21 protein-coding genes, 1 tRNA gene and 1 pseudogene are annotated in these 25,317 nt (G+C 69.5%); 12 read left to right on the top strand and 11 right to left on the bottom strand.

All coding sequences use genetic code 11. The features are described from left to right. Both Q7S93_RS00415 and Q7S93_RS00420 read left to right on the top strand, forming a co-directional pair. The coding region (locus Q7S93_RS00415; protein WP_441339422.1) for a cobaltochelatase CobT-related protein at positions 1-975 on the top strand (975 nt) is incomplete at its 5' end. Beyond that, positions 972-1,934 (top strand): esterase-like activity of phytase family protein, encoded by a 963-nt coding sequence (locus Q7S93_RS00420; RefSeq protein ID WP_304711532.1) that lies wholly within the window; start codon positions 972-974, stop codon positions 1,932-1,934. The genes Q7S93_RS00415 and Q7S93_RS00420, both read left to right, overlap by 4 nt. A gap of 89 nt (positions 1,935-2,023) precedes the next feature. On the opposite strand, the gene rpmB is transcribed toward Q7S93_RS00420, so the two are convergent. From rpmB to Q7S93_RS00460, 8 genes are all read right to left on the bottom strand, one after another. After that, positions 2,024-2,323 carry a 50S ribosomal protein L28 gene (gene rpmB, locus Q7S93_RS00425; RefSeq protein WP_300577723.1) on the bottom strand — a complete coding sequence of 100 codons (300 nt, stop codon included), beginning with the start codon at positions 2,321-2,323 and terminating at the stop codon, positions 2,024-2,026. A 279-nt stretch (positions 2,324-2,602) separates the two neighbouring features. Next, positions 2,603-3,565: an alpha/beta fold hydrolase gene (locus tag Q7S93_RS00430; RefSeq protein ID WP_304711533.1), complete on the bottom strand. Its 963-nt coding sequence runs from the start codon at positions 3,563-3,565 to the stop codon at positions 2,603-2,605. Positions 3,566-3,634: 69 nt separating this feature from the next. Continuing rightward, positions 3,635-4,405, bottom strand: coding sequence for a PP2C family protein-serine/threonine phosphatase (locus Q7S93_RS00435; RefSeq protein ID WP_304711534.1), 771 nt, complete (start codon positions 4,403-4,405; stop codon positions 3,635-3,637). A gap of 4 nt (positions 4,406-4,409) precedes the next feature. After that, positions 4,410-5,396, bottom strand: coding sequence for a type VI secretion system-associated FHA domain protein (locus Q7S93_RS00440; RefSeq protein ID WP_304711535.1), 987 nt, complete (start codon positions 5,394-5,396; stop codon positions 4,410-4,412). Positions 5,397-5,399: 3 nt separating this feature from the next. Continuing rightward, positions 5,400-7,154, bottom strand: a complete 1,755-nt coding sequence (locus tag Q7S93_RS00445; RefSeq protein WP_304711536.1) for a protein kinase domain-containing protein — start codon at positions 7,152-7,154, stop codon at positions 5,400-5,402. A 119-nt stretch (positions 7,155-7,273) separates the two neighbouring features. Beyond that, positions 7,274-7,735, bottom strand: a complete 462-nt coding sequence (locus Q7S93_RS00450; RefSeq protein ID WP_304711537.1) for a hypothetical protein — start codon at positions 7,733-7,735, stop codon at positions 7,274-7,276. Continuing rightward, a complete protein-coding gene (locus Q7S93_RS00455; RefSeq protein ID WP_304711538.1) occupies positions 7,732-9,348 on the bottom strand; it encodes a putative bifunctional diguanylate cyclase/phosphodiesterase in 1,617 nt (538 codons plus the stop codon). Before Q7S93_RS00455 ends, Q7S93_RS00450 begins: the two co-directional genes overlap by 4 nt. A 151-nt stretch (positions 9,349-9,499) precedes the next feature. Next, positions 9,500-9,718, bottom strand: coding sequence for a hypothetical protein (locus tag Q7S93_RS00460; RefSeq protein ID WP_304711539.1), 219 nt, complete (start codon positions 9,716-9,718; stop codon positions 9,500-9,502). A gap of 103 nt (positions 9,719-9,821) precedes the next feature. Here Q7S93_RS00460 and Q7S93_RS00465 point away from each other — a divergent pair, with 103 nt between their 5' ends. The 7 genes from Q7S93_RS00465 to Q7S93_RS00495 all read left to right on the top strand — a co-directional run bounded on the left by Q7S93_RS00465 (position 9,822) and on the right by Q7S93_RS00495 (position 15,688). Continuing rightward, positions 9,822-12,494 (top strand): helicase-related protein, encoded by a 2,673-nt coding sequence (locus Q7S93_RS00465; protein WP_304711540.1) that lies wholly within the window; start codon positions 9,822-9,824, stop codon positions 12,492-12,494. Further along, positions 12,491-12,790 (top strand): RNA-binding S4 domain-containing protein, encoded by a 300-nt coding sequence (locus Q7S93_RS00470; RefSeq protein ID WP_304711541.1) that lies wholly within the window; start codon positions 12,491-12,493, stop codon positions 12,788-12,790. Before Q7S93_RS00465 ends, Q7S93_RS00470 begins: the two co-directional genes overlap by 4 nt. Positions 12,791-12,910: 120 nt before the next feature. After that, positions 12,911-13,252 carry a ferredoxin FdxA gene (fdxA, locus tag Q7S93_RS00475; protein ID WP_304711542.1) on the top strand — a complete coding sequence of 114 codons (342 nt, stop codon included), beginning with the start codon at positions 12,911-12,913 and terminating at the stop codon, positions 13,250-13,252. Positions 13,253-13,547: 295 nt separating this feature from the next. Further along, positions 13,548-14,063: a CarD family transcriptional regulator gene (locus Q7S93_RS00480; protein WP_300577693.1), complete on the top strand. Its 516-nt coding sequence runs from the start codon at positions 13,548-13,550 to the stop codon at positions 14,061-14,063. Between the two features lie 136 nt (positions 14,064-14,199). Next, positions 14,200-14,276: transfer RNA gene (locus tag Q7S93_RS00485), tRNA-Arg, on the top strand. A 234-nt stretch (positions 14,277-14,510) separates the two neighbouring features. Beyond that, positions 14,511-15,170: a hypothetical protein gene (locus Q7S93_RS00490; RefSeq protein ID WP_304711543.1), complete on the top strand. Its 660-nt coding sequence runs from the start codon at positions 14,511-14,513 to the stop codon at positions 15,168-15,170. Positions 15,171-15,457: 287 nt separating this feature from the next. Further along, on the top strand, positions 15,458-15,688 hold the full coding sequence (locus Q7S93_RS00495) for a phosphotransferase-like protein (RefSeq protein ID WP_304711544.1): 231 nt from the start codon (positions 15,458-15,460) through the stop codon (positions 15,686-15,688). Between the two features lie 39 nt (positions 15,689-15,727). On the opposite strand, the gene Q7S93_RS00500 is transcribed toward Q7S93_RS00495, so the two are convergent. Continuing rightward, positions 15,728-16,069 (bottom strand): carboxymuconolactone decarboxylase family protein, encoded by a 342-nt coding sequence (locus tag Q7S93_RS00500; protein WP_304711545.1) that lies wholly within the window; start codon positions 16,067-16,069, stop codon positions 15,728-15,730. 77 nt (positions 16,070-16,146) lie between these two features. Then, entirely contained in the window at positions 16,147-17,058 is a 912-nt protein-coding gene (locus Q7S93_RS00505) for a LysR family transcriptional regulator (RefSeq protein ID WP_304711546.1), read from the bottom strand. A gap of 141 nt (positions 17,059-17,199) precedes the next feature. On the opposite strand from Q7S93_RS00505, the gene Q7S93_RS00510 reads away from it, so the two are divergent. Continuing rightward, positions 17,200-19,542: a TonB-dependent receptor gene (locus Q7S93_RS00510; RefSeq protein WP_304711547.1), complete on the top strand. Its 2,343-nt coding sequence runs from the start codon at positions 17,200-17,202 to the stop codon at positions 19,540-19,542. Positions 19,543-19,604: 62 nt separating this feature from the next. Here the strand turns inward: Q7S93_RS00510 and Q7S93_RS00515 are convergent, their stop codons facing one another. Then, entirely contained in the window at positions 19,605-22,424 is a 2,820-nt protein-coding gene (locus Q7S93_RS00515; protein ID WP_304711548.1) for an ATP-dependent DNA helicase, read from the bottom strand. Between the two features lie 62 nt (positions 22,425-22,486). On the opposite strand from Q7S93_RS00515, the gene Q7S93_RS00520 reads away from it, so the two are divergent. Together Q7S93_RS00520 and Q7S93_RS00525 are read left to right on the top strand one after the other, a co-directional pair. Beyond that, complete coding sequence (locus Q7S93_RS00520; protein ID WP_304711549.1) at positions 22,487-24,964, top strand: ligase-associated DNA damage response DEXH box helicase; 2,478 nt, start codon at positions 22,487-22,489, stop codon at positions 24,962-24,964. After that, positions 24,961-25,317 (top strand): annotated as a pseudogene (locus tag Q7S93_RS00525) (ligase-associated DNA damage response endonuclease PdeM); the annotation flags it as partial. The gene Q7S93_RS00520 and the pseudogene Q7S93_RS00525, both read left to right, overlap by 4 nt.

A 25,317-nucleotide genomic window follows, 5' to 3' on the forward strand; every position in this document is an offset into this window, starting at 1 on the left:
GCCGAGGAGCTGACCCGCCTGCGGGCCTATCTCGACCAGCAGCTCGCCAGCCTGTCGAGCGTCGTCGCGCGCCTGGCCAACAAGCTGCAGCGCAAGCTGATGGCGCAGCAGAACCGCTCCTGGACCTTCGACCTGGAGGAAGGGATGCTGGACGTCGCCCGCCTGACCCGGGTGATCATCGATCCTACCGCCCCGCTCTCCTTCAAAGAGGAGAAGGACACCGAGTTTCGCGACACTGTCGTCACCATCCTGATCGACAATTCCGGCTCCATGCGCGGCCGACCGATCATGGTCGCCGCCGTCTGCGCCGACATCCTGGCCCGCACCCTGGAGCGCTGCGGGGTCAAGACCGAGATCCTGGGCTTCACCACCCGGGCCTGGAAGGGCGGGACCAGCCGCGAGGACTGGCTGAAGGCCGGCAAGCCGCCGCAGCCGGGCCGGCTGAACGATCTGCGGCACATCATCTACAAGGCCGCCGACGCCCCCTGGCGCCGGGCCCGGCGCAATCTCGGCCTGATGATGCGCGAGGGTCTGCTCAAGGAGAATATCGACGGCGAAGCCCTGATGTGGGCGCACCAGCGCCTGATGGGCCGGCCCGAGCAGCGCCGCATCCTGATGGTGATCTCCGACGGCGCGCCGGTGGATGATTCCACCCTGTCGGTGAATTCCGGCCACTATCTCGAACGCCACCTGCGCGAGGTGATCGAGGAGATCGAGACCAAGAGCCCGGTGCAGCTGATCGCCATCGGCATCGGCCACGATGTCACCCGCTACTACCGCCGGGCCGTCACCATCGTCGATGTGGAGCAGCTGGCCGGCGTCATCGTCGATCAGCTGGCCGAGCTGTTCGACGAGGAGATTCGCAAGTCGTCCCGGGCCACCGCCAACCTGCTGCAGCCCCCGCCCAGCACGCAGGGGCCGTCCGGCCCCGGCCGAGGGTCAACCTTCAAGGAAGTCCGGAGAGCCCTGGCATGAGCCCCCTGCCCCGTCTTGGCGCCCTGATCGCCCTGGCGGGGCTCGCCGCCTGCGCCCCGGCCCCCAGCGCCCTGCCCGCCGCGCCGATGGCCGCGGGATCGTCGATCGCCGTCCAGGCCGTTCCCGTCCCCCTGAATCCCGAAGCGCCCGGCCAGAGCGCCATCGGCGGCTTCGTCTATGCTGGCGGGCTCCAGCTCTCGTCGACCGAGACGGCCCGATTCCACGGCCTCTCGGACCTGGTGGTGGATGCTAGAGGCCGGCTGACCGCCATCAGCGACGAGGGCGACCTGATCGAGGGCCAGCTGGTCTTTGAAGACGATCGCCTGGCCGGCCTTTCCGACGTCACCCTTCGCCCCTTGAGCGGCCTGGATGGACAGCCCCTGCCCAACAAGGAGATGTCCGACGCCGAGGGCCTGGCGATTCTGGCCAATGGCGACAGGCTTGTGAGCTTCGAGCGGCAGGCGCGCATCTGGCTCTATCCGGCCAGCGGCGGCCCGCCCAGGGCAGTTCCGGCGCCTGACGCTGACTTCCCCCTCAATGGCGGTCTGGAGGCCTTGGCGGCCGATCCGGAACGAGGTCCAGACGCCTATGTGGCCGGCGGCGAAGAGTCCGGCGAGATTTGGACATGCCGGATCACCACGGTCTGCACGCCAGGGGCCAAGGTGAACAAGGGCGCGGATTTCGGCCTGGTGGCGATGCGGCGGCTGCCGGGCGACCAGAGCGCCTATCTGCTGCGCGCCTGGGATCCCCTGAGGGGCAACCGCATCGTCTTGACGATCACCGGGACGGCCGGCGAGGTCGCGCGCATGGAGATGGCCAAGCCGCTGACCGTGGACAATTTCGAGGGCGTGGATTTCGTCCCTCGGCCGGGCGGCGGCTACCGGATCTATATCCTGTCAGACGACAATTTCAGCGCCAGCCAGCGCACGCTCCTGCTGGCCTTCGACTGGACGCCCTGAGGCGACTTGCAAGCCAGCAGCGATGCAGACGAAAAAGGCCGGCCCCGAGGGACCGGCCTTTTCATCATCAACGTCAGGTCGACCGCTGTTTAGGCGGCGGCCTTGGCTTCGGCGAGCTTGGCCTTCAGCTGACGCTTGATCTTCAGCGCGCGCGGCGAGAGTTGCTCGTCGCGGGCCTTGACCAGGAAGGTGTCCAGACCGCCCCGGAAATCGAGGGTCCGCAGGGCCGCGTTGCTGATGCGCAGTCGGAAGGACTGGCCCAGCGCGTCGGACTGCAGGGTGGCCGGAGACAAGGCCGGCAGGAACCGGCGCTTGGTCTTGATATTCGAGTGACTGACATTGTGCCCGACCATCGGACCAACGCCAGTGAGTTCGCAGCGGCGCGACATGGTGTTCAACCTTCGCGTGGAAACCAAAAAGTGCGCGGAACGGGTCCGCACAAGAGAGCGGGCGATATAGGCGAAAGCCGACCGCCCCGTCAAGGCGAAGCGGTCGTTGTCTGTGCAGGTCGTCCGATCCCGCCCGCCGCCTGCGCCGTCGCAGCCAGCGCCAGAGGCGACGCTTGTGGCCCCACGCCAGTGAGCTACAATATTTAGTAGGGAACAAAGGCTGAATCAGGCCCTGTCGCCGATTCGGTCCCGCTTTGTTTTGGCCGCGTTCCCGCGCCCTCAAGACGCGGGCGTCAGGCTGTCCAGAAACACCCGCAGGTCCTCCGCCGTGCGGTCGGGCAGCTGTTCCATCGGCACGTGGCCCCCATCCGCATAGGTGATCAGCCGCGCCCCGGGAATCCCCTGCGCGAAGCCCGCCCCACGCTCGGCGGGAATCACCTGGTCGAGGGCGCCGACCATCACCAGGGTCGGCGCGGCGATGGCGGCGAAGCTCTGCCCGGTCACGGGCTCTGCGCCGCTGCGGCGACGCGGATCGGTCAGGATGGCCCGGTGGCCCGGCGCCCGCGCCAGCGCCACATAGCGGTCCACCAGCTCCGGCGTGACCAGGGTCTCGTCCCCATAGGCCTGGCGAAGACCACGGCCTGCCAGCGGCCGCGGATCGAGGTTGCGCAGCAGGCTGCGGCCCACGGGGGTCTCCAGCAGCTTGAAGACCAGGGGCCGGCTGTTAGCCTCGCCGTCGACCGCCGCTGCCGGCCAGCCCGCAGCGTTGACCAGGACCAGGCCGCGCACCTTCTGCGGATGGGCGAGCGCGTAGCGCCAGGCCACGCCGCCGCCCATGGAGTTGCCGGCCAGGACGAAGGGCGGGAGGCCCAGCCGAGTCGCAACCGCGTCCACCACCGCGACCTGGGCCTCGGGACTTGATTGATAACCGGCCGGCGCGCGGGTGAGTCCGTGGCCGGGCAGGTCCAGGCTGACCAGCCGATAGTCCTCGCCAAGCCGCTCCACCCAGGGCTCCCAGGCGTGCAGGGAGGCGGCGAAGCCATGGACCATGACCAGGGTGATCTCGGCCTGGGGGTTTCCCTGGTCGCGATAGTGGACCCGTAGGTCGCCGGGCAGATCCATGTAGTGCGAGGCCTCGCCGCCATAGCGGGCCTCCAGCTCGGCATAGGGAATGTCGCTGGCGCAGGCTGATAGACAGGCCGTGGCGACCACGAGGGCCAGGAGTCCCAGGGATCGAAACATGGCGGAGGTCCCGTTCAGCTCGACCGCCGATGCGATCGCCGCGGACCGTCCGGCAAGACCGGCGTTCGGTCAATCCTGTCCCAAGGTCACCTTGTCGGGCGCCTCGGCGGCCACCAGCACGAAGCTCACATTGTCGGGCGCGCCCCGCGCCAGGGCCGCGGCCAGCAGCGCCTCGGCGGCGGCGTCGAGGTCCGGGCGATCGATGAACCCCGCCAGTTCCTCATCCTCGACACAGGCCGTCAGGCCGTCTGAGCAGAGCAGGAAGACATCGCCGGGCTGGATCGGGGCGAAGCGGCGTTCCAGGTCGATCTCTGCGGCGGCGCCCACGGCCCGGGTGATGATGTGGGCCTCCGGGTGGCGACGGCGCTCATCGGCGGCGATCTGTCCGTTGTCGATGAGGCTCTGAACCAGGCTGTGGTCGCGGGTGATCGGGGCGACCGTCCCGTCCCGCAGCAGATAGGCGCGGCTGTCTCCCGCCCAGACGCAGGCGAAGTGGCGCTCATGGGCCAGCAGGGCCACCACGGTGGCGCCGCTGGGGGACGCGCCTGGTTCTTCGCCGGACTGGGCGAAGAGCGCCGCATTGACCTCCGAGACCGCCCGCACCAGGTCGTTCAGGCGGCCAAAGCCGGATTCCGAGGCGTCCAGGGCGCCGAGCGCCTCCACCACCCGGGCGGCGGCGACATCGCCGGATCGGTGGCCGCCCATGCCGTCGGCCACGGCCCAGAGGCCCTCGTCGGGATGATCCAGCAGGCGATCCTCATTGAGAACGCGCCGGAGGCCCGCGTGGGAGCGCGCGGCCGAACGAAACCGTAGACGGTCAAGGTCGCGGGCGGGGCTCATGGCCTCAGGCGTCCGACTTGCCGGCGGCCTGGCGATAGGCCTCCACGAAGGCGTGGCGCAGGGGCCCGCCGGTCGGGTCCTCGGCTGCGGCCAGGGCGGCGTGGCGCTGATTGTGGATTTCCCACCTCAGGGCCTGCTGGCTCTTCAACAGGCTCCCCTGGCGGCGAGCCTCGGCGTCGATGACCTCGGGCGACAGGGTCTGGACGGCCAGATTGGCTGCGGCGTTGGCGCCCTGGGCCATGGCCGCCATGTGGCGGCCCAGGTCCTCGAACGAGGCGCGCACCGCCTCCGAGTCCGCAAGGAATCCGGCGGGCGCGCCGCACAGCAGATCCTGGGCGAGCCTTCGGGTCGGCGTCCATTTGAACGGATTATTGGCCTGGGCGCCCAGGGTCGTCCGGTCGAGCTGCGCCTCGCTCTTCACCCGAGCGCGGTCGGCCATGAGGGTGGCGAGGCCGAGCACCGTCTGCTGGTAGATGGCGCCGATGCGGGTCATCAGTTCGTGCGGCTCCTCGCCCGAAAGCGCCGAGGCGTCCAGGCCCGCGCCCGCGCAGAAGGCTTCGATCAGGGAGCCGTCCCGGTGCGGCCGGGGGGCGGGCGGGGCGTCAGACCAGTCCCGGGGCACCGGCGTCGGCGCAATATCCAGGGCGCCGTGCAGGGTGGTCGCATCGACGGTCGCCCCCTGCGGCTGGTCGACCAGGATGCTGAGATCCCCCAGGCGGATGCTCTGGCGGGGACGAAGCTCGACCGGCTCATGGACCGGCGCCCGGACGCCCCCCTCAAGGAAGGTGCCGTTGGTGCTGCTGTCGGTGAGGAACAGGCGGCCAGCCTCCACCGAGAGCGTGCAGTGGATGCGCGACAGAACGCCCTGCGAATCGACCAGCGACCAGTCGGCGGCGGGATCGCGCCCCACCGTGGTCTGGCCCTCGGCGATCAGCCGGGCCTCGATCTGCTCGAACGGACGGTCGTAGTGAAAGAGCCGGCAGATGAACATGACCTAGCCGCTCGCCCGCCAGCTGGGATCGAAGGGCGTGCCCTGGGCCTCGGCGGCCGGGCGAACCGCCGGCTCGCGCGCGGGCATGATCTGGGTGGCGTCCACCGCCCGCGGGCGGCCCGCCGGGCGCTCAGCCGCCAGCAAACGCTCCTGCAGGGCCGCAGCCAGGCGATTGAAGCCGTCGAACAGCTCGCCGAACTCGTCGCGGCGGCGGTGCGAGATGCGGAAGTCCAGGTCGCCCATGGCGGCGTCCCGCAGGCCCTGCTTGAGCCGGCGGAGCGGCAGGGTCATCAGGCGGGCCATGGTGAAGCTGATGCCGGCCACCACCCCCAGGATCACCGCCGCCAGACCGATCATCAGATTGCGCGAGGTCGCCGCGGCCGCTTCGAGCTCGGCCTTGCTGATGCTGACCTCGATCAGACCAAAGGGCTGGTCGGCATAGAGGATGGGATGGACGAAGCGGAAGCCCGGCTGGTCGGCGTCCAGCTTGATGTCGGTGACCACCACGTCGCGTCCCCGATGGACGACGCTTTCGCCGACCGGCGCTTCGTAACGTCGCCCCAGGAGGGACGGATCGCTGGCGCCGCGGATGAATCCTTCGGCGTCCACCATGGTCATCCAGCGGACGGACTGATCCTTGGCCGCCGCGGCGATGAAGGCCTGGATGGGGGTCCAGTCCCGCTCGGCCGGTGGGGCGGCGGAATTCTCCACCGCCGGCAGGGCGGCGTTGCTGGCGACGAAGGCGGCGATGGACGAGCCCGAGGCCAGGGCGATCTGCTCCATGGCCCGGTACTGGCGATCCAGAACGGCGTTGATGCTGAAGACCAGGGCGATGGCGGTCACCGCCACCATGGCCAGGGTCAGGCGGACCTGCAGCGGCAGGTAGCGGCCCCGGGCCGCATCGTCGGCATTGACCGCCTCATGGGCCTTGATCTCCCGATCGATGGCCCGCTTGAGGTCGGCGCCGTCCACGAAGCGGCGCTCCGGCCGCTTGGCCAGCAGCTTCTCGATGATGAAGCGCAGGCCCCCGGCGCAGCCTGGCGCCAGGTCGGTGATGGGGGGCGGGTTCTGCTGGGTGATCTGCAGGGCCAGGGTGGCGGCGCTGGAGCCCGAGAAGGCCGCCCTGCCGGTCACCAGCTCATAGAGCACGACGCCGACGGAGAAGAGGTCCGAGCGGCCATCGACCACCTGCCCGAGGGCCTGCTCGGGGCTCATATAGCGGGGCGTGCCGAGCACCTGGCCGATCTGGGTCTTCAGGTGCTCGCGGTCGGTCTCATCGCGGCTGGCCTCGGCCACCCGGGCGATGCCGAAGTCGAGGATCTTGATCGAGCGGCCGTCGGCGGCCAGCATGATGTTAGAGGGCTTGATGTCCCGGTGCACCACGCCCGACAGGTGGGCGTAGCTCAGGGCGCCCGCCAGTTGCCCGCCGATCGCCAGGACTCGCTCGTCGTCCAGGGGACCTTCCCGAGCGAGCACAACATCGAGGGGATCGCCATCCAGCAGCTCCATGGCGATGTAGGGATAGCCGTCCACCTCCCCCACATCATAGATGGTGACGATGGAGGGATGGGCGAGCGCGCCTGCCGCCTTGGCCTCGCGCAGGAAGCGGGCGGCATATTCCGGGATGCGCCGAAACTCCGGCTTCAGGATCTTGATGGCCAGGACGCGATCGATGCCGGGGTCGTGAGCGCGCCAGACCTCGGCCATGGCGCCTTCGCCGATCCGCTCCACCAGCTCATAACGACCGACCAGAGTCATCGCCCGATTCCCACTCATCCTGTCGCCGCCCCGGCGTTGCTTCACCGCCTGGGCGGCTTAACCTTGCGCCAGCCTTAGCGTTGTGAGGTTAAGATGAGGTTGGGCGCAGGATTCCTAAGTCACCGGCGGTTGCTTACGGCGCTCTGAATCCGCACCGCCCGCTGCAGGTCTCGGGTGATCAGGGCGTTGTCGGGATCCAGCTGCTGGGCTTGGCGAAGCAGACTGACGGCTTTCTGGACTTCGCCACGGTTAAGCTCCACCAGACCTTGGGCGCGCAACTGGCCGGCGCGGGCCTTGTCCACCGAGGGCTTGGCGGGCGCAGGCGCTGGCGGCGGCGTGGCGGGAGTCGGCGTCGGGGCGGCGCGGCGGGGCTGGGCCGGCGCGGCGGCTTCCTGCGGGGACGAGGCTTGCGCGCCCGTCGGATTGGGGATCGGCTTCATCTCGCCCCAGGAGCGGCCATCGGACTGAGGCGCGGTCGCCGCAGGTTCAGTGGGCGCGGTGGCGCAGCCGGCCAGGGCGGCGGACAGGATGGCGGCGGCCGCCAGGACCCGCCCAGGGCGAGGGAGGGGAAGCGCGGTCATAGGGTCAGCTCTTCTGCATGACGTTTTTGGGGAAGCAGGTTGGGCGGCCGCCGGGCGGCGACGTTCAGTCGGTCTCGCCAGCGTGGGTCCGCCGCCAGGGCCAGAAAGTCCTCACCGCTGAGGGGCTTTGAGAAGTGGTAGCCCTGGAAGACATGGCAGCCCAGTCCGCGGAGACAGGCGACCTCGGCCTCGGTCTCGACACCCTCAGCCAGCACCAGCAGGTCGAGGCCCCGGCCGAGCTCGATCAGGGCGCGGCAGATGGCGCGGCTGTCGCTGCGCTGATCGATCTGGGCGACGAACTCCCGGTCGATCTTGAGTTTGTCGAAGGGCAGGTTCTTCAGATAGCTCAGGCTGGAATAGCCACTGCCGAAGTCGTCCACCGCCAGGCTGATCCCCATGGCGCGCAGTTCGCCGAACAGATGGTGGGTGCGTTCGGCGTCTGCCATGGTGGCCGTCTCGGTCAGTTCCAGCTCCAGGGCCTCGGCGCCCAGGCCGTGGCGGGCCAGCGTGCGCTCGATCTTGGTCTTCAGGCCGGGATCGAGAAGCTGGCGGGCCGAGAGATTGACCGCCACCCGCATGCCAGAGGCGCCCTCGTCGGCCCAGCGGCGGGCCTCGCGGCAGGCGGTGTTCAAGACCCACAGGCCATAACGTTCGCTTAAGCCCAGGGCCTCGACCACAGGGATGAACCGGGCCGGCGAGACAGGTCCCAGGACCGGATGGTCCCACCGCAACAGGGCTTCGGCCCCCATCATCCGACCGGCCGCTAGATCGACCACCGGCTGGAAGACCATGGTCAGCTGGTCCTCGGCGATGGCCTGGGCCAGGTCCTGTTCGAGCATGAACTGTTCGCGGGCCGCCTCCACCGGTTGCGGCGCCAGGAGACGGATCTCGCCGCCCTCGCCGCCTTCGGGGCGCGACAGGGCCGCCGTGGCGCGCAGCAGCAGCGCCAGGCCGTCCTGGCCCTCCTGCGGGAAGGAAACCGCGCTGATCTCGATGGTCGGGGTCAGCCGGCTCCCGTCGATGTCCAGCTCATGGCCCGCCACATAGGCGATGGCCTGGAACTCCGCCTGGGCGGCTTCCAGATCGGCGGCGGCGAACCAGATGGCGAAACAGTCGCGATCGACCTGAGCGACCATGCGGCCGTTCTGGGTCACCGCGACCAGACGGCGGGCGAACTGCGCCAGGGCCCCATTGGCCAGGGCGTGGTCGAAGCCCGCCAGACGGTCGAAATCCACGAAGCGGATAGCGCCCATCAGGCGGGGCGGAGCGCCCGTCGCGATGTCGGCGGCGATGGTCTCGCAAAGCGGCTCGCGGGTGGGCAGGCCGGTGACCGGATGGGCATAGGTCGTGCGGTGGTCCAGGGCCTCAAGGCGCGCCGCCGCGATGGCGATGACCTCGCTCAGACTTCCAGCCCGCTCACCCAGGACCCGTCCCGCCAGTCTCGCCAGGACGATCTGCTCGCCCAGGAGGACGCCCAGCAAGGCCAGGGCGGCGGTGATCGTCACCACGCCAGCGAAGGACTCCCGCGCCAGGAGCCACCCGCCCAGGGCGCAGCCGGTCGCCACGGCCGGCAGGCGGGCGGCGCGCAGCAGACCGCCCAGGCGAAACGCCACAGGCCTCCTGGCCCGCGCAACCCCCGCGATCGGCTCAACCCTCGTCATGGGCTAAGCCTAACAAACGGAAGTTAATCGACTTCTTCCGCCAAGCGAGTCCTCAACTCCTGGACGAGTTGGGTCACCGCCGATGGCCAAGGGGCCAAAGCCCTCAGGGCGCGGTGGGTCGCCGCTGGTAGCGGACCATCATGCGCGGGGCGATGAACCAGCTGAGCGGCAGGGAGATGAGCGCGGTGACCACCACCACGATAGGGATGGACAACTGGGCGTTCAGAGCCGGCGCCAGCACCAGGGCGGCGATCAGGCCAACGCCAAAAAGGACAGCCTGGACCATGGGATAGACCAGCGCAGCCACCATGAGACGAGTCACAGGACGTACTCCTTCGAGCTTGTGATACCGAACCAACGGCATGGCGCTGGCCGCGTTCCCGCAACGCTTGCCGAGGAGCGATTCGAGCCCCACCTTTCAGATCATGAGTGACCGCCCCTCAGGTGCGGCGCCGTCCCGCCTGGTGGCGGTGCTGGGGCCGACCAACACCGGCAAGACGCATCTGGCCGTCGAGCGCATGCTGGGCCATGCCTCGGGCATGATCGGCCTGCCGCTGCGGCTGCTGGCCCGGGAAATCTATGACCGCATCGTCAAGCTGCGCGGCGCCAGGTCCGTCGCCCTGATCACCGGCGAGGAGAAGATCGTCCCGCCTCGGGCGGTCTATTTCGTCTGCACCGTCGAGGCCATGCCCCTGTCGCGGGAGGTTGAGTTCCTGGCTGTCGACGAGATCCAGCTCTGCGCCGACCCTGAGCGGGGGCATGTCTTCACCCACCGCCTGCTGCACGCCCGGGGCAAGTACGAGACCATGCTGCTGGGCGCCTCGACCATGGCGCCCCTGGTCCGCCGCATGCTGCCCGACGCCGAGATCGTCAGCCGCGAGCGGTTCTCCAACCTGACCTATTCAGGCTCCAAGAAGCTGACCCGTCTGCCCCGGCGCAGCGCCATCGTCGCCTTCTCCGCCGACCAGGTCTACGCCATCGCCGAGCTGATCCGCCGCCAGCGGGGCGGGGCGGCCGTGGTCATGGGCTCGCTCAGCCCCCGCACCCGCAACGCCCAGGTGGCGCTCTATCAGTCGGGCGAGGTGGACTTCCTGGTGGCCACCGACGCCATCGGCATGGGCCTGAACATGGATGTCGACCATGTGGCCTTCGCCGGCCTTCGCAAGTTCGACGGGCGGCGCAATCGCTGGCTGACCCCGCAGGAGATCGGCCAGATCGCCGGCCGCGCCGGCCGCTTCCGCACCGACGGGACCTTCGGCGTCACCGGCGACTGCGACGAGATGGACGAGGACCTGGTCGAGGCGGTGGAGAACCACCAGTTCGAGGCCGTCACCGGCGCCGAGTGGCGCAACGCCCGCCTGGACTTCGACTCCCTGCCCGACCTGCTGCGCTCCCTGGCCCGGCCGCCGGACCGCTCGGGCCTGCGGCTGGCGCAGGAGGCGCTCGACGAGATCACCCTGCGCAAGCTGGCGGCCGATCCGGACGTGGCGGCCCGGGTCCGGGACCGCGCGGCGCTGTTCAAGCTGTGGGACGTCTGCCAGACGCCGGACTTCCGCAAGGTCTCGGCCGAGGAGCATGTGCGCCTGATCCGCGACCTGTTCGACAACCTGACCACCGGCCGGCGGCGCATCCCCGACGACTGGATCGCCCGCCAGCACAAGCAGCTGGACCGGCCGGAGGGCGAGATCGACGCGCTGGCCCAAAGGCTGTCGTCGGTGCGCACCCTGTCCTATGTGGCCCATCGGCCGGACTGGCTGGTCGATCCCACGGGCTGGCAAGGGAAGCTGCGCCAGCTGGAGGACCGGCTGTCGGACACCCTGCACGAAAAACTGATGGCCCGGTTCGTCGATCGCCGCACCAGCGCCCTGATGCGGGGCTTAAGGGTCCGCCACGAAATGCTGGCCGGCGTCGGCGGCGATGGGGCCGTGACGGTCGAGGGCCAATATGTGGGCCGGCTGCTGGGGGTCAGCTTCGAGGCCGACCAGGGCGCCTCGATCCTGGAGACCAAGGCCCTGCGGGCGGCCGCTGTGGCCGCGGTGGGTCCGGAGATCGCCCGGCGGCTCGGCAAGCTGGCGGCCGAGGGCGATGAGGCCTTTGCGCTCAATCCCGACGGGGTGGTCCTGTGGCGGGGCGAGGCGGTCGGCGCCCTGTCCGGCGGCCGGCCCTTTGCGCCGCGGGTGCGGCTGTTTGGCGAGCTGGGGGAGGCCGCGGCCCGGGAACGGGCCCAGCGCCGGCTGGAGGCCTTCCTGGCCGCCGAGGCCGGGCGACGGCTGGCGCCCCTGCGCAAACTGGACGCTGCGGTCACCGAGGGCCAGATCAAGGGCCTGCCCCGGGGGATCGCCTATCGCCTGCTGGAGCAGGGGGGCGTGCTGGACCGCGCCCAGGTTCGCGACGAGGTCGCCGCCCTGAGCCAGGTGGAACGCCGGGCCCTGAAGGCGCTCGGCGTGCGGATCGGCGCCTTCAGCCTGTTCATGCCGGGTCTGCTGAAGCCCGACGCGCGGGCCTTCGCCCAGGCCTTCGCCGCCGAGGCCGGCTGGCGCCCCGCCATGGACGGGCTCTCCCCCCTGCCCGCCGACATCCCCGCCCCCTGGCGCCTGGCCGCCCACGGACACCGGGCGGTGGCCGGTCTGTCGGTGGCCGTGGCGGCGCTGGAGGATCTGGACGAGCGCCTGCGCGCCGCCCCGCGGGACGCCGGCGGCATAAGCCTGCCTGAGGATCTGTGGTCTGCGCTGGGCTGGAGCGCCACGGAGGGCGAGGCTATTCTGCGGGCTCTGGACTACGCCCCGGCCGGACCGGCCAGGATGGGCGGGCCCCGCCCCTGGCGGCGACGCAAGCTGGAGGCCAGGCCCCAGAAGACGCCAGCCGCCCCGTCCCATTCTCCCTTCGCCGCCCTGGCCGCCCTGAAGACCGCCCCGCCCGCGCCACGCCCCCCAGCTCAGAGACCCAAGGCCCAGAGACCCCAGGCCCAGAGACCCCAGGCCCCGGGGCCTAAGGGCGCGCGACCGGCCGCAGCTGCAGCCCCGCCCCCCGCGGCGGAGCCGGCCCGGCGCAAGCCCCGCCGGCGACGCCGCAGGCCCCAGGCCGGAGGCGTGGCGTGAAGCCCGAGGCGGCTGAGGCGCCCGACACCTGCCGGATCGATGTGTGGCTATGGCGGGCGCGGTTCTTCAAGACCCGGACCCTGGCGGCCGCCTTCGTCGAGGGCAAGCGCGTGCGCCTGACGCGAACGGGCCAGGAGACCCGCCTGGACAAGCCCTCGCGCACCGTGCGGCCCGGCGATCAGCTGGTCTTCGCCATCGGCGGGCGGGTCACGGCGGTGACCGTCGAGGCCATGGGCGAACGGCGCGGCCCGCCGGCCGAGGCCCGCACCCTCTATTCACCCTTGCAGATATACTGAGCAGCATCACGCGCGCAGACGCGCTATGGCCTCAGGTTGACAAGGCGCCCTCGCGCCGTGAAAAACCCGCGCCTCTAACACCCCGCGCCCCCGTTGGCCGCGACCGGAGCCTATGTCCCGATGACCTATATCGTCATGGATCCCTGCATCAAATGTAAGTTCATGGATTGCGTGGAGGTGTGTCCGGTCGACTGCTTCTATGAGGGCGAGAACTTCCTGGCCATCAATCCGGACGAGTGCATCGACTGCGGCGTGTGCGAGCCCGAGTGCCCGGTGGACGCCATCAAGCCCGACACCGAGGACGATCCGGACGGCAAGTGGCTGAAGCTGAATTCCGAATATTCCCGGATCTGGCCGAACATCACGGTCAAGGGCGATCCCCCCGCCGACGCCGAAGCTTTCGAACGCGAAACCGGCAAGCTGGAGAAGTACTTCAGCGAGAAGCCTGGCCGCGGCTCCTGACCCGGGGCGGCGCCTGACCCTGCAGGTTCGGCGCCAAGCCTTTCTTTCGGCTCGATTTTATGGTATCGTCATACTCGACGTGGAGGTAAGCGGCTGTCGCTTGCCCCGTCGATGAACAGAAGAGCCGTCGCCGGCCGAGAACGCCCGACCAGGGCGAGGGTGTCTAAAGAGGTCTACTCCGTTCCAAGGATCGCCGTCCTTCGCGCACCCGCCGCGTTGTGGATCGGTTCGTCCCTGTGAGCGGCGTTTTCCTGACTCCGGATCGGCATCGCGGCGCATTTTGAAGGGTCTCGCAATGAGCAAGAACGGTCTGGACTTCCAGGTTGGCGATCATGTCGTCTATCCGGCGCACGGCGTCGGCCAGGTGCAGGCGATCGAGACCCAGGACGTCGCCGGTCTTTCGCTTGAAGTCTATGTGATCACCTTCGACCACGAGAAGATGACCCTGCGCGTGCCCACCGGCAAGGCGCGCAGCTCGGGTCTCCGCTCCCTGGCCGAAGGCGACGTGGTCAGCCAGGCGCTGAACACCCTCAAGGGCCGCGCCCGGGTCAAGCGCACCATGTGGAGCCGCCGCGCCCAGGAATACGAAGCCAAGATCAATTCCGGCGACCTGATCTCCATCGCCGAGGTGGTCCGCGACCTGCACCGCGCCGAGAACCAGCCGGAACAGTCCTATTCCGAGCGCCAGCTCTATGAATCGGCCCTGGACCGCATGGCCCGGGAAGTCGCCGCCATCGAGCAGATCGACCGCGACGCCGCCATCGTCATGCTGAACAAGTCGCTGCTGGTGAAGGCCTCGGCCGCCGCCTGAGCCGGCGCGCTTTCAGACGATCAAGACGCCCGGCCCGCGCGCCGGGCGTTTTTCGTTCCGCCCCTGCCGCGACCCCAGAGTTTTAAAGGGGGCTTGGCGCCGCCCCCCGCCCCATGGCATCGCTCAAGCCCAAGCCGGCCCGGTAGCTCAGCAGGACAGAGCAGCGGTTTCCTAAACCGAAGGTCAGGGGTTCGAGTCCCTTCCGGGCCGCCATGGGGGATTGCAATTTAAGGTTGGCCCGATCCCAACATGAGGCTGGCCAGGACAACTTAAGGCGGGCCTGACGTGCAGGCCCGACGCACCGAGAAGTCGGCTGATGTCAGTTCGGCTCCAACTCCAGAAGCTAGCGACCAGCCAGATTCCAGACATTGCTGACGAGAGTTCCGGGCTAGCTTAGCCGTCATGTTCCCCGGCTATCCCAGAGGTCAGCTACGAGGAGGCGCAGAGATGGGCACCCGGCTTTGGCTGGTGGAGGGGATTCCCGGGTCAGGGAAGAGCGCTGCTGGCGAACGGCTTTGCGAACTTGCGACCTCGCAAGGCGTGACGGCCCGCTGGTGGCTGGAGGAAGACAAGAACCATCCCGTGCTGCCGGCCACGCTGCGACGGCGTTCAGCTGAAGCACAGTTTCCCGACCTTTGCGTTGCAGCCTTCGCCAGCTTTTTGCGGGAGGAGGAAGGCGTCCTGATCCTGGAAGGAACCGCTTTCCAGAGCACGATACGCTTCATGTTCGCCAATGGCATGGGCGTTCCCCGGATGCAGGCCTATCTCGACCGCTGGGCAGAGGTGGTTGCGCCGGCAGACCCTCGCCTGCTGGTGCTCAGAGTTGACGATCCTGGCGCCCACTATGCGGAGTTTGTGGCGGAACGGCGTGGCTCAGCCTGGATGGAAAAGGTTTCTGCGTACGTCGAGCAGACCCCGATCGCTCAGGCGAACGGCTGGACGGGCTTGGCTGGTTTTATCTCGTTCTGGGAGCGCTACCAGGAAGTCTGCGCCACCGTGTGCACGGAGTTCCCGTGGCCGGTCATGGTCATGCCGTCCTGGTCGCAAAGCAAAGAGTTCGATGAGGGAGCCGCGCTGTCCTTCTTCACGCGACCATCCCAACGCTAAGGAGCGCCGTGATGGATGCCGGTGGGCACGAGCAGAACCCGGGGCCGGCGAGGAAGCGGGCTCCCTAGGCAGGACCCCACAAGGGCCTTCGGCATTGGATGGCGCCGCCCGCCGCGCCTATCGTACGCTGACGCCCAGGCGAACGGCAGAACTACGCGGACTGTGCGGCGCCAGCCCTGAACCAACGCGATTGCGGAACGAGACAGCTCCAGTGAGAAGACGAGACCTCCTCCGGCTCGCGAGCGCGGCCGGCGCCTACTTCACGATGCAAGAGGCCCGGGCCGAGATTGGATACGCGCCGCCTCCTGGGGGAGCGGCAAGCTCAATTCGTAGGCCTCTTTGCACCGTTGGAGGTGATCGAGGATCGTGAGCGTGCCCGCAGCGACCGCATGCCTGGTCTCGCGCGCTGGCAGTATCCGCGAGTCCATCGGGGCGTCGTCTATGACCTTTGCGTCGACATGGCCGACACCAGGCCCGCGCAGGCCGCCGCCATCATCCAGAACAGCCTCGGCCTCTAAAGCAGGCCGGAAAGCAGGCCAGACCTAGGATGGGCCAGATCAGGCCGTCGCCTGAGACGGCGGGGTTTCGAGGGCCGCCAGGGCGGCCGGCAGTGAGGTGATCACACCCTGCCCAGCGAGCGGCAGGCCGACCAGGATGGCGCTGATCACTTCGTCCCGGGATGCGCCGGCCGCCATAGCCTCGGCGGCGTGGAAGGGCACGCCGCTTTCGCGCCCCAGGGCCGCCAGAATGGCGAGATAGGCCAAAGCCTGGGTCTTCGCATCCAGCGCGCTCGCCGCCCCCAGGCCCCGGACGGCCTCCATCCAGGCCTTCGCATGCGCCGGGGCCTCCGACAGGAAGGCTGAAAAACTCGGGCTGATGCCGGTCATCGTCTCGCTCATGGCCGTCCTCCTCCATACCGCCTGACCTTATACGATAGCGCTCGACGTCCTTTGCGCCGGATCAAGGCGGCCCGCCCTCACAGCAAGGTCAGCCCCTTGTCGGTGGCGCAGCGTTTGATGGCGTCGATGATCTGGCGGATCACCGGGAAGTCCGCCGCCTCCTGGGAGATGGCGATGGAGCAGGCCGAGCGGTAACGCCGGGGCACGGGCAGGAGCACGAAGTCTCCGCGGGCGATCTCGTCCATGAAGATGAAGGGCGAGGCCAGGGCGACGAAATCCCGTTCGAGGACAAGCGCCCGGGCGCACTCCATGTCCGAGGTCCGCACGGTGGTGAGGATCTGTTCGGCTTCGGGCGGCAGGCCTTCGGAGAAGAAGGCCGCATAGGTCGTGTAGCGGACGGTCGAGACATGGGGAAAGGTCAGGCTTTCGGCCCAGCTCAAGGTCTCGCGCCCGGCCAGCGGGTGTCCAGCCTGGACGATCGAGGCCCCGGGTTCCTCAAACAGGGGAATGACATGCATGCCGGGGAAGTCCAGCAGCGGGCTGAAATGGCCCACGACGATGTCGAACTGCCCCTTGGACAGGCGCTCATGAAGTTCGTCGGACGCCAGCACATCCAGGTCCAGGTGCAGCTGCGGGAAGCGGGCCAGGATTTCGGTGACCAGGCGCGGCAGCATGATGGCCTTGGCGCCCGGCCCCACGCCCATGCGCACCCGTCCCACCTCGCCGCCGGCCAGCAGCGAGATCTCCCGGTCGAGGCGATCGGTCCAGCGCAGGATTTCGCGGGCCCGATCGGCGATGTGCAGGGCGAAGATGGTCGGGGTCGCCGACCCGCCGCGGCCGCGCTGGAACAGGACCTGGCCCAGCTGGTCCTCCAGCCGTGCGAGCGATTTGCTCAGGGTGGGCTGGGACACGCCCAGCGCCCGGGCGGCCTTGCCGATACTGCCGCGCTCGCAGATCTCCAGAACCAGGCGAAGCCGGTGAATGTCCATACACGCCCTCCTCCGCCCCAAGGCATAGCTCACGGCTATGACCGCGCGGAAGACATATCTATTTCCAGGCCGGACAAGATCTCCCCATCCTTGGCCATAACGAGCGGCGGTTGAACCGCTTGAGGGAAAAGGGGAAACGCCGTGATCTTGATCACTCGACGTCGCATGTTCGCCTGTTCGGCGTCCGCGATCGCGCTGGCCTGGGGTGGGTCCGCCGCCGCTCAGGATGCCCAACCACCTTCAACGACGGTGGACGAAATCGTCGTCACCGCTCAGAAGCGGACCCAGAACATCCAGGACGTGCCGATTTCGATCATCGCCATCGGCGGCGACGCCCTGGAGGCCGCGAAGATCGAGCGGGTGGCCGACCTCAAGGTCCTGGCGCCCGGCCTGGAAGTCACCCGGGGCACCCAGATCGCCAATCAGCGCATCCAGATCCGAGGGGTGGGCAGCGCCGGCAACAGCGGGATCGAGCCGAGCGTCGGCCTGTTCCTGGACGGCGTCTATGTGGCGCGCCCGGCCTCCCTGATGGGCAATCTGGTGGACATCGAGGGGGTCGAGGTGCTTCGCGGGCCTCAGGGCACGCTCTTTGGGCGAAACACCACCATGGGCGTGATCAGCATCAACACCCGGGCGCCGGCCTTCGAACGCGCCCTGGAAGGGGCGGTCTCCTATGGAAGCTGGGATACGGCGGGCTATCGGGCGATCGGCAACCTGCCCCTGAGCGACACCCTCGCCGCGCGCCTGGTCGTGGCCGGATCGCGCACCGATGGGCCGGCCTATAACGACCTGGCTCAGGAGCCGATCGGGCAGAGATCGGACGTCCTGGTGCGCGCCAGCCTGCGATGGGACATCAGCGACCAGCTCCGCTGGATCGGACGGCTGGATCACCAGCACATCGCCGGCGACGGGGCGCCCCATTCGGAGCTGATCCCCAGCACCCTGACGCCGACCTCGATCGCCAACTTCCGGGCCCGCCTCGACCGTGACGGGGCCGGACCCGAGGTGGCCGAACTGCCCGACATCTCCGACCCGTTCGACGAGCGCCTCTACCATTTCCAGAAGGGGGATCTGAAGGACACCCAGGTGGGGGTGACCAGCGACCTGACCTGGGATTTCGCCAATCGCTGGCGGGCGCGCTACATCGCCGGCTATCGCGACTGGACCAATGAACAGGCCGAAGGGGACGTGCTTCTGACGCCCTACGACCTGGCCACCCGCAACGCCCGGTTCACCAGCCAGAGCATCTCCCACGAACTCCAGTTCATCTCGCCCGAGCGGGAGCTGATGGGGGGACGCCTGGACCTCGTGCTCGGCCTCTACAGTTTCGAGGAGGACTACACCACCTACGACCGAACCGATCTGGGCTTCGACTACTGCGATCGGTTCATCCGCAACGCCCTGCCGGCGCGGCTGGCGGGATGTCTCGCCGGCCCGCTGCTCGACGCGGGCCATAACGGTCTTGTCCAGGAGGCCAGCAGCGTCGCCCTGTTTGGGGAAGGCGTGGTGCATCTGACCGACACCTTGGATCTGACCCTGGGCGCCCGCTACACCAGCGAGGAGAAGACGGGCTCCATCTATCAGATCCGGAACAATACCGCCGACCTGTTGAGAGGCCCGGAAAACACCGAACTGGCCTACGAGGACGACCAGCTCACCTACCGGCTGATCTCCACCTGGACGCCGACGTCGGACGTCATGGTCTATGCCTCCTACGCGACCGGCTACAAGGCCGGCGGATTCGAGAACGCCGCCTCCACCACGCCCCTGGGCCAGGATCGCGTGTTCGACCCCGAAACCAATGAAAACTGGGAGCTGGGGACCCGCACGTCCTGGCTGGACGGCGCCCTGACCCTCAACGGGACCTTGTATCGGACCGAGATCGAAGACTTTCAGGTCCGATCATGGGACGGGCTTCGTTTCCTCACCCGCAACGCCGCCAGCCTGCGCCAACAGGGCGTCGAGACCGAGGCCCGCTGGAGGATAGACCCGCGCCTCGTCACCTCCGCCCGCGCCGCCTATCTCGACTCCGAATACCTGTCCTATCCTGACGCCCCCAACCTCCCGGGCTTTGGCGGGACCCAGGATCTGGCCGGCGAACGCGCGCCCTGGACGCCCAAATGGCAGGGGAGCTGGACAGTCGAGTTTGAGGACATCCTGCCCAATGGCTGGGGCTGGTCGGTCCGAAGCGATCTGTATTTCGTCACCGATCAGAATGTGGGCGGCGACGGCAACAATCCTGACGCCATCCAGAGCGGCTACTCGCTCCTGAACCTCAGACTCGCGCTCAGCGACCCCAGCGCGCGCTGGCAGTTTTCGGTCTACGGCCAGAACCTGTTCGACGAGGACTACTGCACCAGCATCTTCGTCCAGGCCTATGACGGCCCCTTCGGGCTTCGCAACGCCGCCACCGGCTCCACCGCCCTGCGATGCACCGTCGGAACGCCCCGCTTCGTGGGCGCCGAACTCAGCGCGAGATTCTGACCAGCCCCTACGGGATAGGTTTGACCACGTCCTGGGCTGGCTTCCAGTCCAGGGCGCCGGGCTCACGCCTCGCCGGATCTTCCGGGCGCGTCGGTCTTGAGGAAGGCCGCCGTCGCCTCGATGGCCTCCACCAGGCCCATGCGCTGGATCTCCACCCCCGGCGGCAGGCTGGAGAACAGGCGGGTGGGGGCGGCGGCGTCCAGCATGACGAAGACTCCCTTGTCATCGGCCCGGCGGATCAGGCGGCCGAAGGCCTGGGCGATCCGGCCGCGGGCGATGGAGTCGTCATAGCCCTTGCCGCCGAAGCGGACCCGGCGGGCCTTGTGCAGGATGTCGGGCCTCGGCCACGGCACCCGGTCGAAGACCAGCAGGCGCAGCGAGCGGCCCGGCACGTCGACGCCATCCCGGACGGCGTCGGTGCCCAGCAGGCAGGCGTCCTCCTCGGCGCGGAAAATGTCCACCAGGGCCCCGACCTCGAGGGCGTCCACGTGCTGGGCGTAGAGGGCCAGGCCCTTGTCGGCCAGGGGCCCGGCGATCCGCTCATGCACCGCGCGCAGGCGGCGGATGGCGGTGAACAGGCCAAGCCCCCCGCCGCCGGCCGCCAGGAACAGCTCGCGCATGGCCGCGGCCACCTGGCGGGGATCGTCCTTGCCCACATCGGTGACCACGAAGGCCCGGGCGTTGGCGGCATAGTCGAAGGGCGAGGCGAGCTTCAGCGTCTTGGGCCGGTCGGGCAGGCGCGCAGCGCCCGTGCGCATCTCGGCGAGCGCAAAGGGATCATCCAACCCGGGATCAGCCAGGGTGGCGCTGGTCACCAGCACCCCGTGCGCCGGCGCGATGACGGCGTTGGTCAGGGGCTCGGTGGGATCAACCCAGTGGCGTCGGCAGGCGGCGTCCACCACCCGGCCATAGAGGAAGGTGGCCTCGAACCAGTCGACGAAGTCCGGGTCGTCCTCGGCGTCCTCGTCGATGGCCCGCAGCATGGAGCGCCAGGCCGGCAGGGTCATCCGCGCCCGGCGATCCAGCCCCCGCAGCGCCCCTTCGATCCGCGCCCGTTCGCTGGGGCCGAGCGTCGCGGCCTCGGCGTCCAGCAGGTCCTCCAGGTGGCGGGCGAGCGCCAGTAGGGGCGCCTCGATGCGGGCCAATGCCGCGGCCGCCTCCCGGGCGGTGTCGCGGACCAGGTCCAGCGCCGGACGGGCGGCGCACTCCATGCCCACCTCCGACGGGGCGGCCCGCGCACGCAGTTGCTCCAGCACGGCCACGAGGAAGGCCTCGATGGCGCCGATGGGGTTCACCTCGCCGGTGGCCGGCGCGATACGGCCAGACCAGCCCTCGCCCGGCAGGGCGGCGGCGGCCTGCAGGGCCGCCAGCAGGGCGCGCTTGGCCTCGTCGGCGTCGCCCAGCACGTCCATCAGCCGGGCCTCCAGCCCCCGCCCCCGGCGACCCCGGCCCTCCGGCCCCCGCAGCCAGCGGCGCAGCTCGGCGGATTCAGCGCCGGAAATGGCCGCCGAGAAGGCGCTGTCGGCGGCCTCGAACAGGTGGTGGCCCTCGTCGAACACCAGGCGCTTCAGATGCGCGGTCTCGCTGTCGGCCTTGGAGCCCCTCGCCGCCCGGGCGCCGTCAAAGGCCGCCTGGGTCAGGACCAGGGCATGGTTGGCGATCACCAGGTCAGCGCGCCGCGACCCGCGGATCGCCTTTTCCACAAAGCAGGTCCGATAGTGCGGGCAGCCGGCGTGCACGCACTCGCCCCGCCGATCCACCAGATTGGCGGCCGAGGCCTGCATCGGCGTGGGCAGGCCAAACAGAGTCGGCAGCCAGGCGGGGAAGTCGCCGCCGGTCATGTCCCCGTCCCGGCTCGCCCGGGCCCAGCGGGCCGCCAGGGTCAGGCCCACCAGGTCCCCATTGCCCAGCTGGGCGGCGTTGACCGCGTCCTGCAGGTTCAAGAGGCAGAGATAGTTTTCCCGCCCCTTTCGGACCACGGCCTTGCGGGCGCGGGTCTTCTCGTCGGGATAGATGGCGTGGCTTTCGCGCTCGATCTGCCTTTGCAGGGCGCGGGTATAGGTCGAGATCCACACCGCCGGCCCATTGGCCTCGGCCCACAGGGAGGCGGGCGCCAGATAGCCCATGGTCTTGCCGATGCCGGTGCCGGCCTCGGCCAGCATCATCCGCGGCTCGCCCTCCTTGTCCCGGGGCTGGAAGGCGTAGGCGGCCTCGGTGGCGAATTCCGCCTGGGCGGGGCGAGCCTCGTCGAGGCCGGCCCTATGCAACAGCTCCGACAGCCGCTGGGCGGCCTCAGGGCCTGCGATGGGACGGGAGCCCGCCTCCCCGGGCGGCGCCTGATCCTCCCATTCGGCAATGCGGCTCCAGACATCCAGGCCTGAACCGCGGAAGGCGTTGCCCACCGGGGCTGAGCGCAGGGCGCCGATCACCGCCGCGCCCCAGGCCCAACCGCCTCTGGCCAGGGTCTCGGCCTGGGCCAGGGCCTCTTCCCGATTGGGCTGCGGCGTTCGCGCCAGTTCCTCCAGCAGCAGCAGGCAGGCCTGGCGCAGGGCGCGGGCCTGGGCCGGCGCCCCCTTGGGCTCGGGCAGGCCGAGCGTCTGGGCGAGGCCCGCGGCCGAGGGCGCACAGAACCTGGCCGGCCGCACAAAGGCGAACAGCTCCAGGGCGTCGAAGGTCCGCGGGCTCCGCTGCGGCGGATGCAGGGCCAGGCGCCTGGCCGTCATGGCCGCATGGGCCACCAGGACCGGGCCGCGCTCGAACAGGTCCCGGGCGTCAGGGGCGCGCAGGACCTCCGCCCGCTCGGCGTCGGCCGCGCCGGCGCGCGGTCCCGGCAGGACCACCAGGGCAGGCGCCAGATCAAGGGCGGGGGAAAGCGCGTTCACGGCTGCGACTCCTAGCGGGATTTGCCGTGAAACGGAACGGGAACATGCTATGAGGCAGGTCTATGGCCGAAGACGCCGCCCTCCCCGCAGACCTGTTGCCGGCCGCCTTCGCCGACTGGTTCGCCGCGCGCGGCTGGGCGCCCCGGGCCCATCAGCTGGAGATGGTGGCGCGCGCAAGGCATCGCCGCGACGCCCTGCTGATCGCCCCCACCGGCGGGGGCAAGACCCTGGCGGGCTTCCTGCCCAGCCTGATCGAGCTTGCTGAGCGGCCGCCGGCCAACACGCCGCGGGGCGTCCACACGCTCTATATCTCGCCGCTGAAGGCCCTGGCGGTGGATGTGGAGCGCAACCTGGCCACGCCGATCCGCGAGATGGGACTGTCCATCGTGGCCGAATCCCGCACCGGCGACACCGGCGCGGCGCGGCGCCAGCGCCAGCGGGTCAAGCCGCCGGACATCCTGCTGACCACCCCCGAGCAGTTGGCCCTGTTCTGCGCCTGGGAAGGGGCGCGGGCCTATTTCGAGGACCTCTCCTGCATCATCCTGGACGAGATCCACACCCTGCATTCCACCAAGCGCGGCGACCTGCTGGCGCTCGACATCGCCCGGCTGCAGACATTCAGCCCCAAGCTGCGGCGGGTGGGCCTGTCGGCGACGGTGGATGACCCCGACGTCATTCGCCGCTGGATGGGCTTTCACGGGGGCGAGCGCGACGACGCCCCGCCAGCGGTCGATCTGGTTCTGGGGCCGGCCGGGACGCCGGCCATTGTCGATGTGCTGCTGTCGGAGGGCCGAGTGCCGTGGGCCGGCCACACCGCCCAGCACGCCATGGCCGAGGTCTATGAGGTCATCAAGACGGCCAAGACCGCGCTGGTCTTCGTCAATACGCGCTTCCAGGCCGAGTTCGCCTTCCAGGAGCTGTGGCGGCTGAACGAGGACGCCCTGCCCATCGCCCTGCACCACGGCTCGCTGGCCGCCGAGCAGCGCCGCCGGGTGGAGGCGGCCATGGCGCGGGGGGAACTGCGGGCCGTGGTCTGCACCTCGACGCTCGATCTCGGCATCGACTGGGGCGATGTGGACCTGGTGATCCAGCTCGCCTCGCCCAAGGGCGCCTCGCGCATGGTGCAGCGGATCGGCCGGGCCAACCACCGGATGGACGAGGCCAGCCGCGCCCTGTTCGTGCCCGCCAACCGCTTCGAGATGCTGGAGTGCCAGGCCGCTCGGGAGGCCATCGCCGAGAACCGGTTCGACGGCGACCCGCCCCGGACCGGCGCCCTGGACATCCTGGCCCAGCACGTCATGGGCTGCGCCTGCTCCGAGCCCTTCGACGCGTTGGCCCTCTATGAGGAGATCCGCACCGCCGGCCCCTATCGGGCCTTGGCCTGGGAGGACTTTGAGCTGGTGGTCGATTTCGTCTCCACCGGCGGCTACGCCCTGCGGGCCTATGACCGGTTCAGGCGGATCGTGAAGGGCCAGGACGGTCTCTGGCGGGCGCGCAACGCCGACACCGTCCTGCGCCACCGGCTGAATGTGGGGGCCATCCTCTCGCCGGCCGTGCTCAGCGTCCGGATCGCCGGACGTGGAGGCCGCGCCGGGCGAAAGGTGGGCGAGGTCGAGGAAGGCTATCTGGAGGCCCTGGAGCCCGGCGACACCTTCGTCTTCGCCGGCCAGGTCTGGCGGCTTATGGGGGTGACGGCGCTCGACGTGCTGGTGACGCCGGCCCCGGCCAGCGATCCCAAGATGCCCTCCTGGGGCGGCTCGAAGTTCGCCCTCTCCACCTTCCTGGCCAAGCGGGTGCGCGAGCTGATGTTCGACCAGAGCCATTGGGCCGTCCTGCCGGGCGATGTGCGCGAATGGCTGGAGCTGCAGCGGGACCGCTCGCTGATCCCGGCCGAGGACGAGATGCTGGTGGAGACCTTTCCCCGGGGCAAACGCCACTTCATGGTCTGCTACCCCTTCGAAGGCCGGCTGGCCCACACCACGCTCGCCATGCTGATGACAAGGCGGCTGGAGCGGATGGGGGCCGCGCCCCTGGGCTTTGTCTGCAACGACTATGCCCTGGCCGTGTGGTCGCTGAACCCGATGGACGGGGTCGATCTCGACGCCCTGTTTGACCAGGATATGCTGGGGGACGATCTCGAGGACTGGCTGGCCGAGAGCTACATGATGAAGCGCGCGTTCAAGGGCTGCGCCATCCTGGCCGGCCTGATCGAGCGGCGGTTCCCGGGCGCCGAGAAGTCCGGGCGGCAGGTCACCTTCTCGGCCGACCTCGTCTATGACGTGCTGCGCCGTCACGAGCCCGATCACCTGCTGTTGCGCTGCGCCCGGGAGGATGCGGCCACTGGCCTTATCGACGTGGCCCGGGTTGGCCATATGCTGGCCCGTATCCAGGGCAAGATTCGCCACGCCGTTCTCGACCACCTCTCGCCCTTTTCGGTCCCCATGCTGCTGGAGATCGGCAAGGAGCGGGTGCCCGGCGCGGCCGGCGAGATGATCCTGGTCGAAGCCGCCGAAGACCTGATCGCCGAAGCCAGTTCATGACCGCCCTCGCCCGCACGCCCGCCCCCTATGCCTTCGCCCAGAGTCCCTGCGGCGGGCTGGAGATGGAGATCATGGGCGCGGCCCTGCGCATGCGGGCCTCCGGCGCCCTGCTGGACCTCGCCCACCAGGCCCTGATCGTCGCCGACCTGCACTTCGAAAAGGGCTCGGCCTACGGCATGCGCGGCCAGTTCCTGCCGCCCTATGACACCCGCGACACCCTGGACCGCCTGGAGGCCGAGGTGGCGGCGCTCGAGCCCCAGGTGGTGATCTTCCTGGGCGACAGCTTCCACGACCGCCGGGCCGAGGACCGCCTTTCGCCGGACGACTCGGCAAGACTGGTGGCGCTCGCCCAA

Source organism: Phenylobacterium sp. (assembly GCF_030646615.1).
GTDB lineage: Bacteria > Pseudomonadota > Alphaproteobacteria > Caulobacterales > Caulobacteraceae > Phenylobacterium.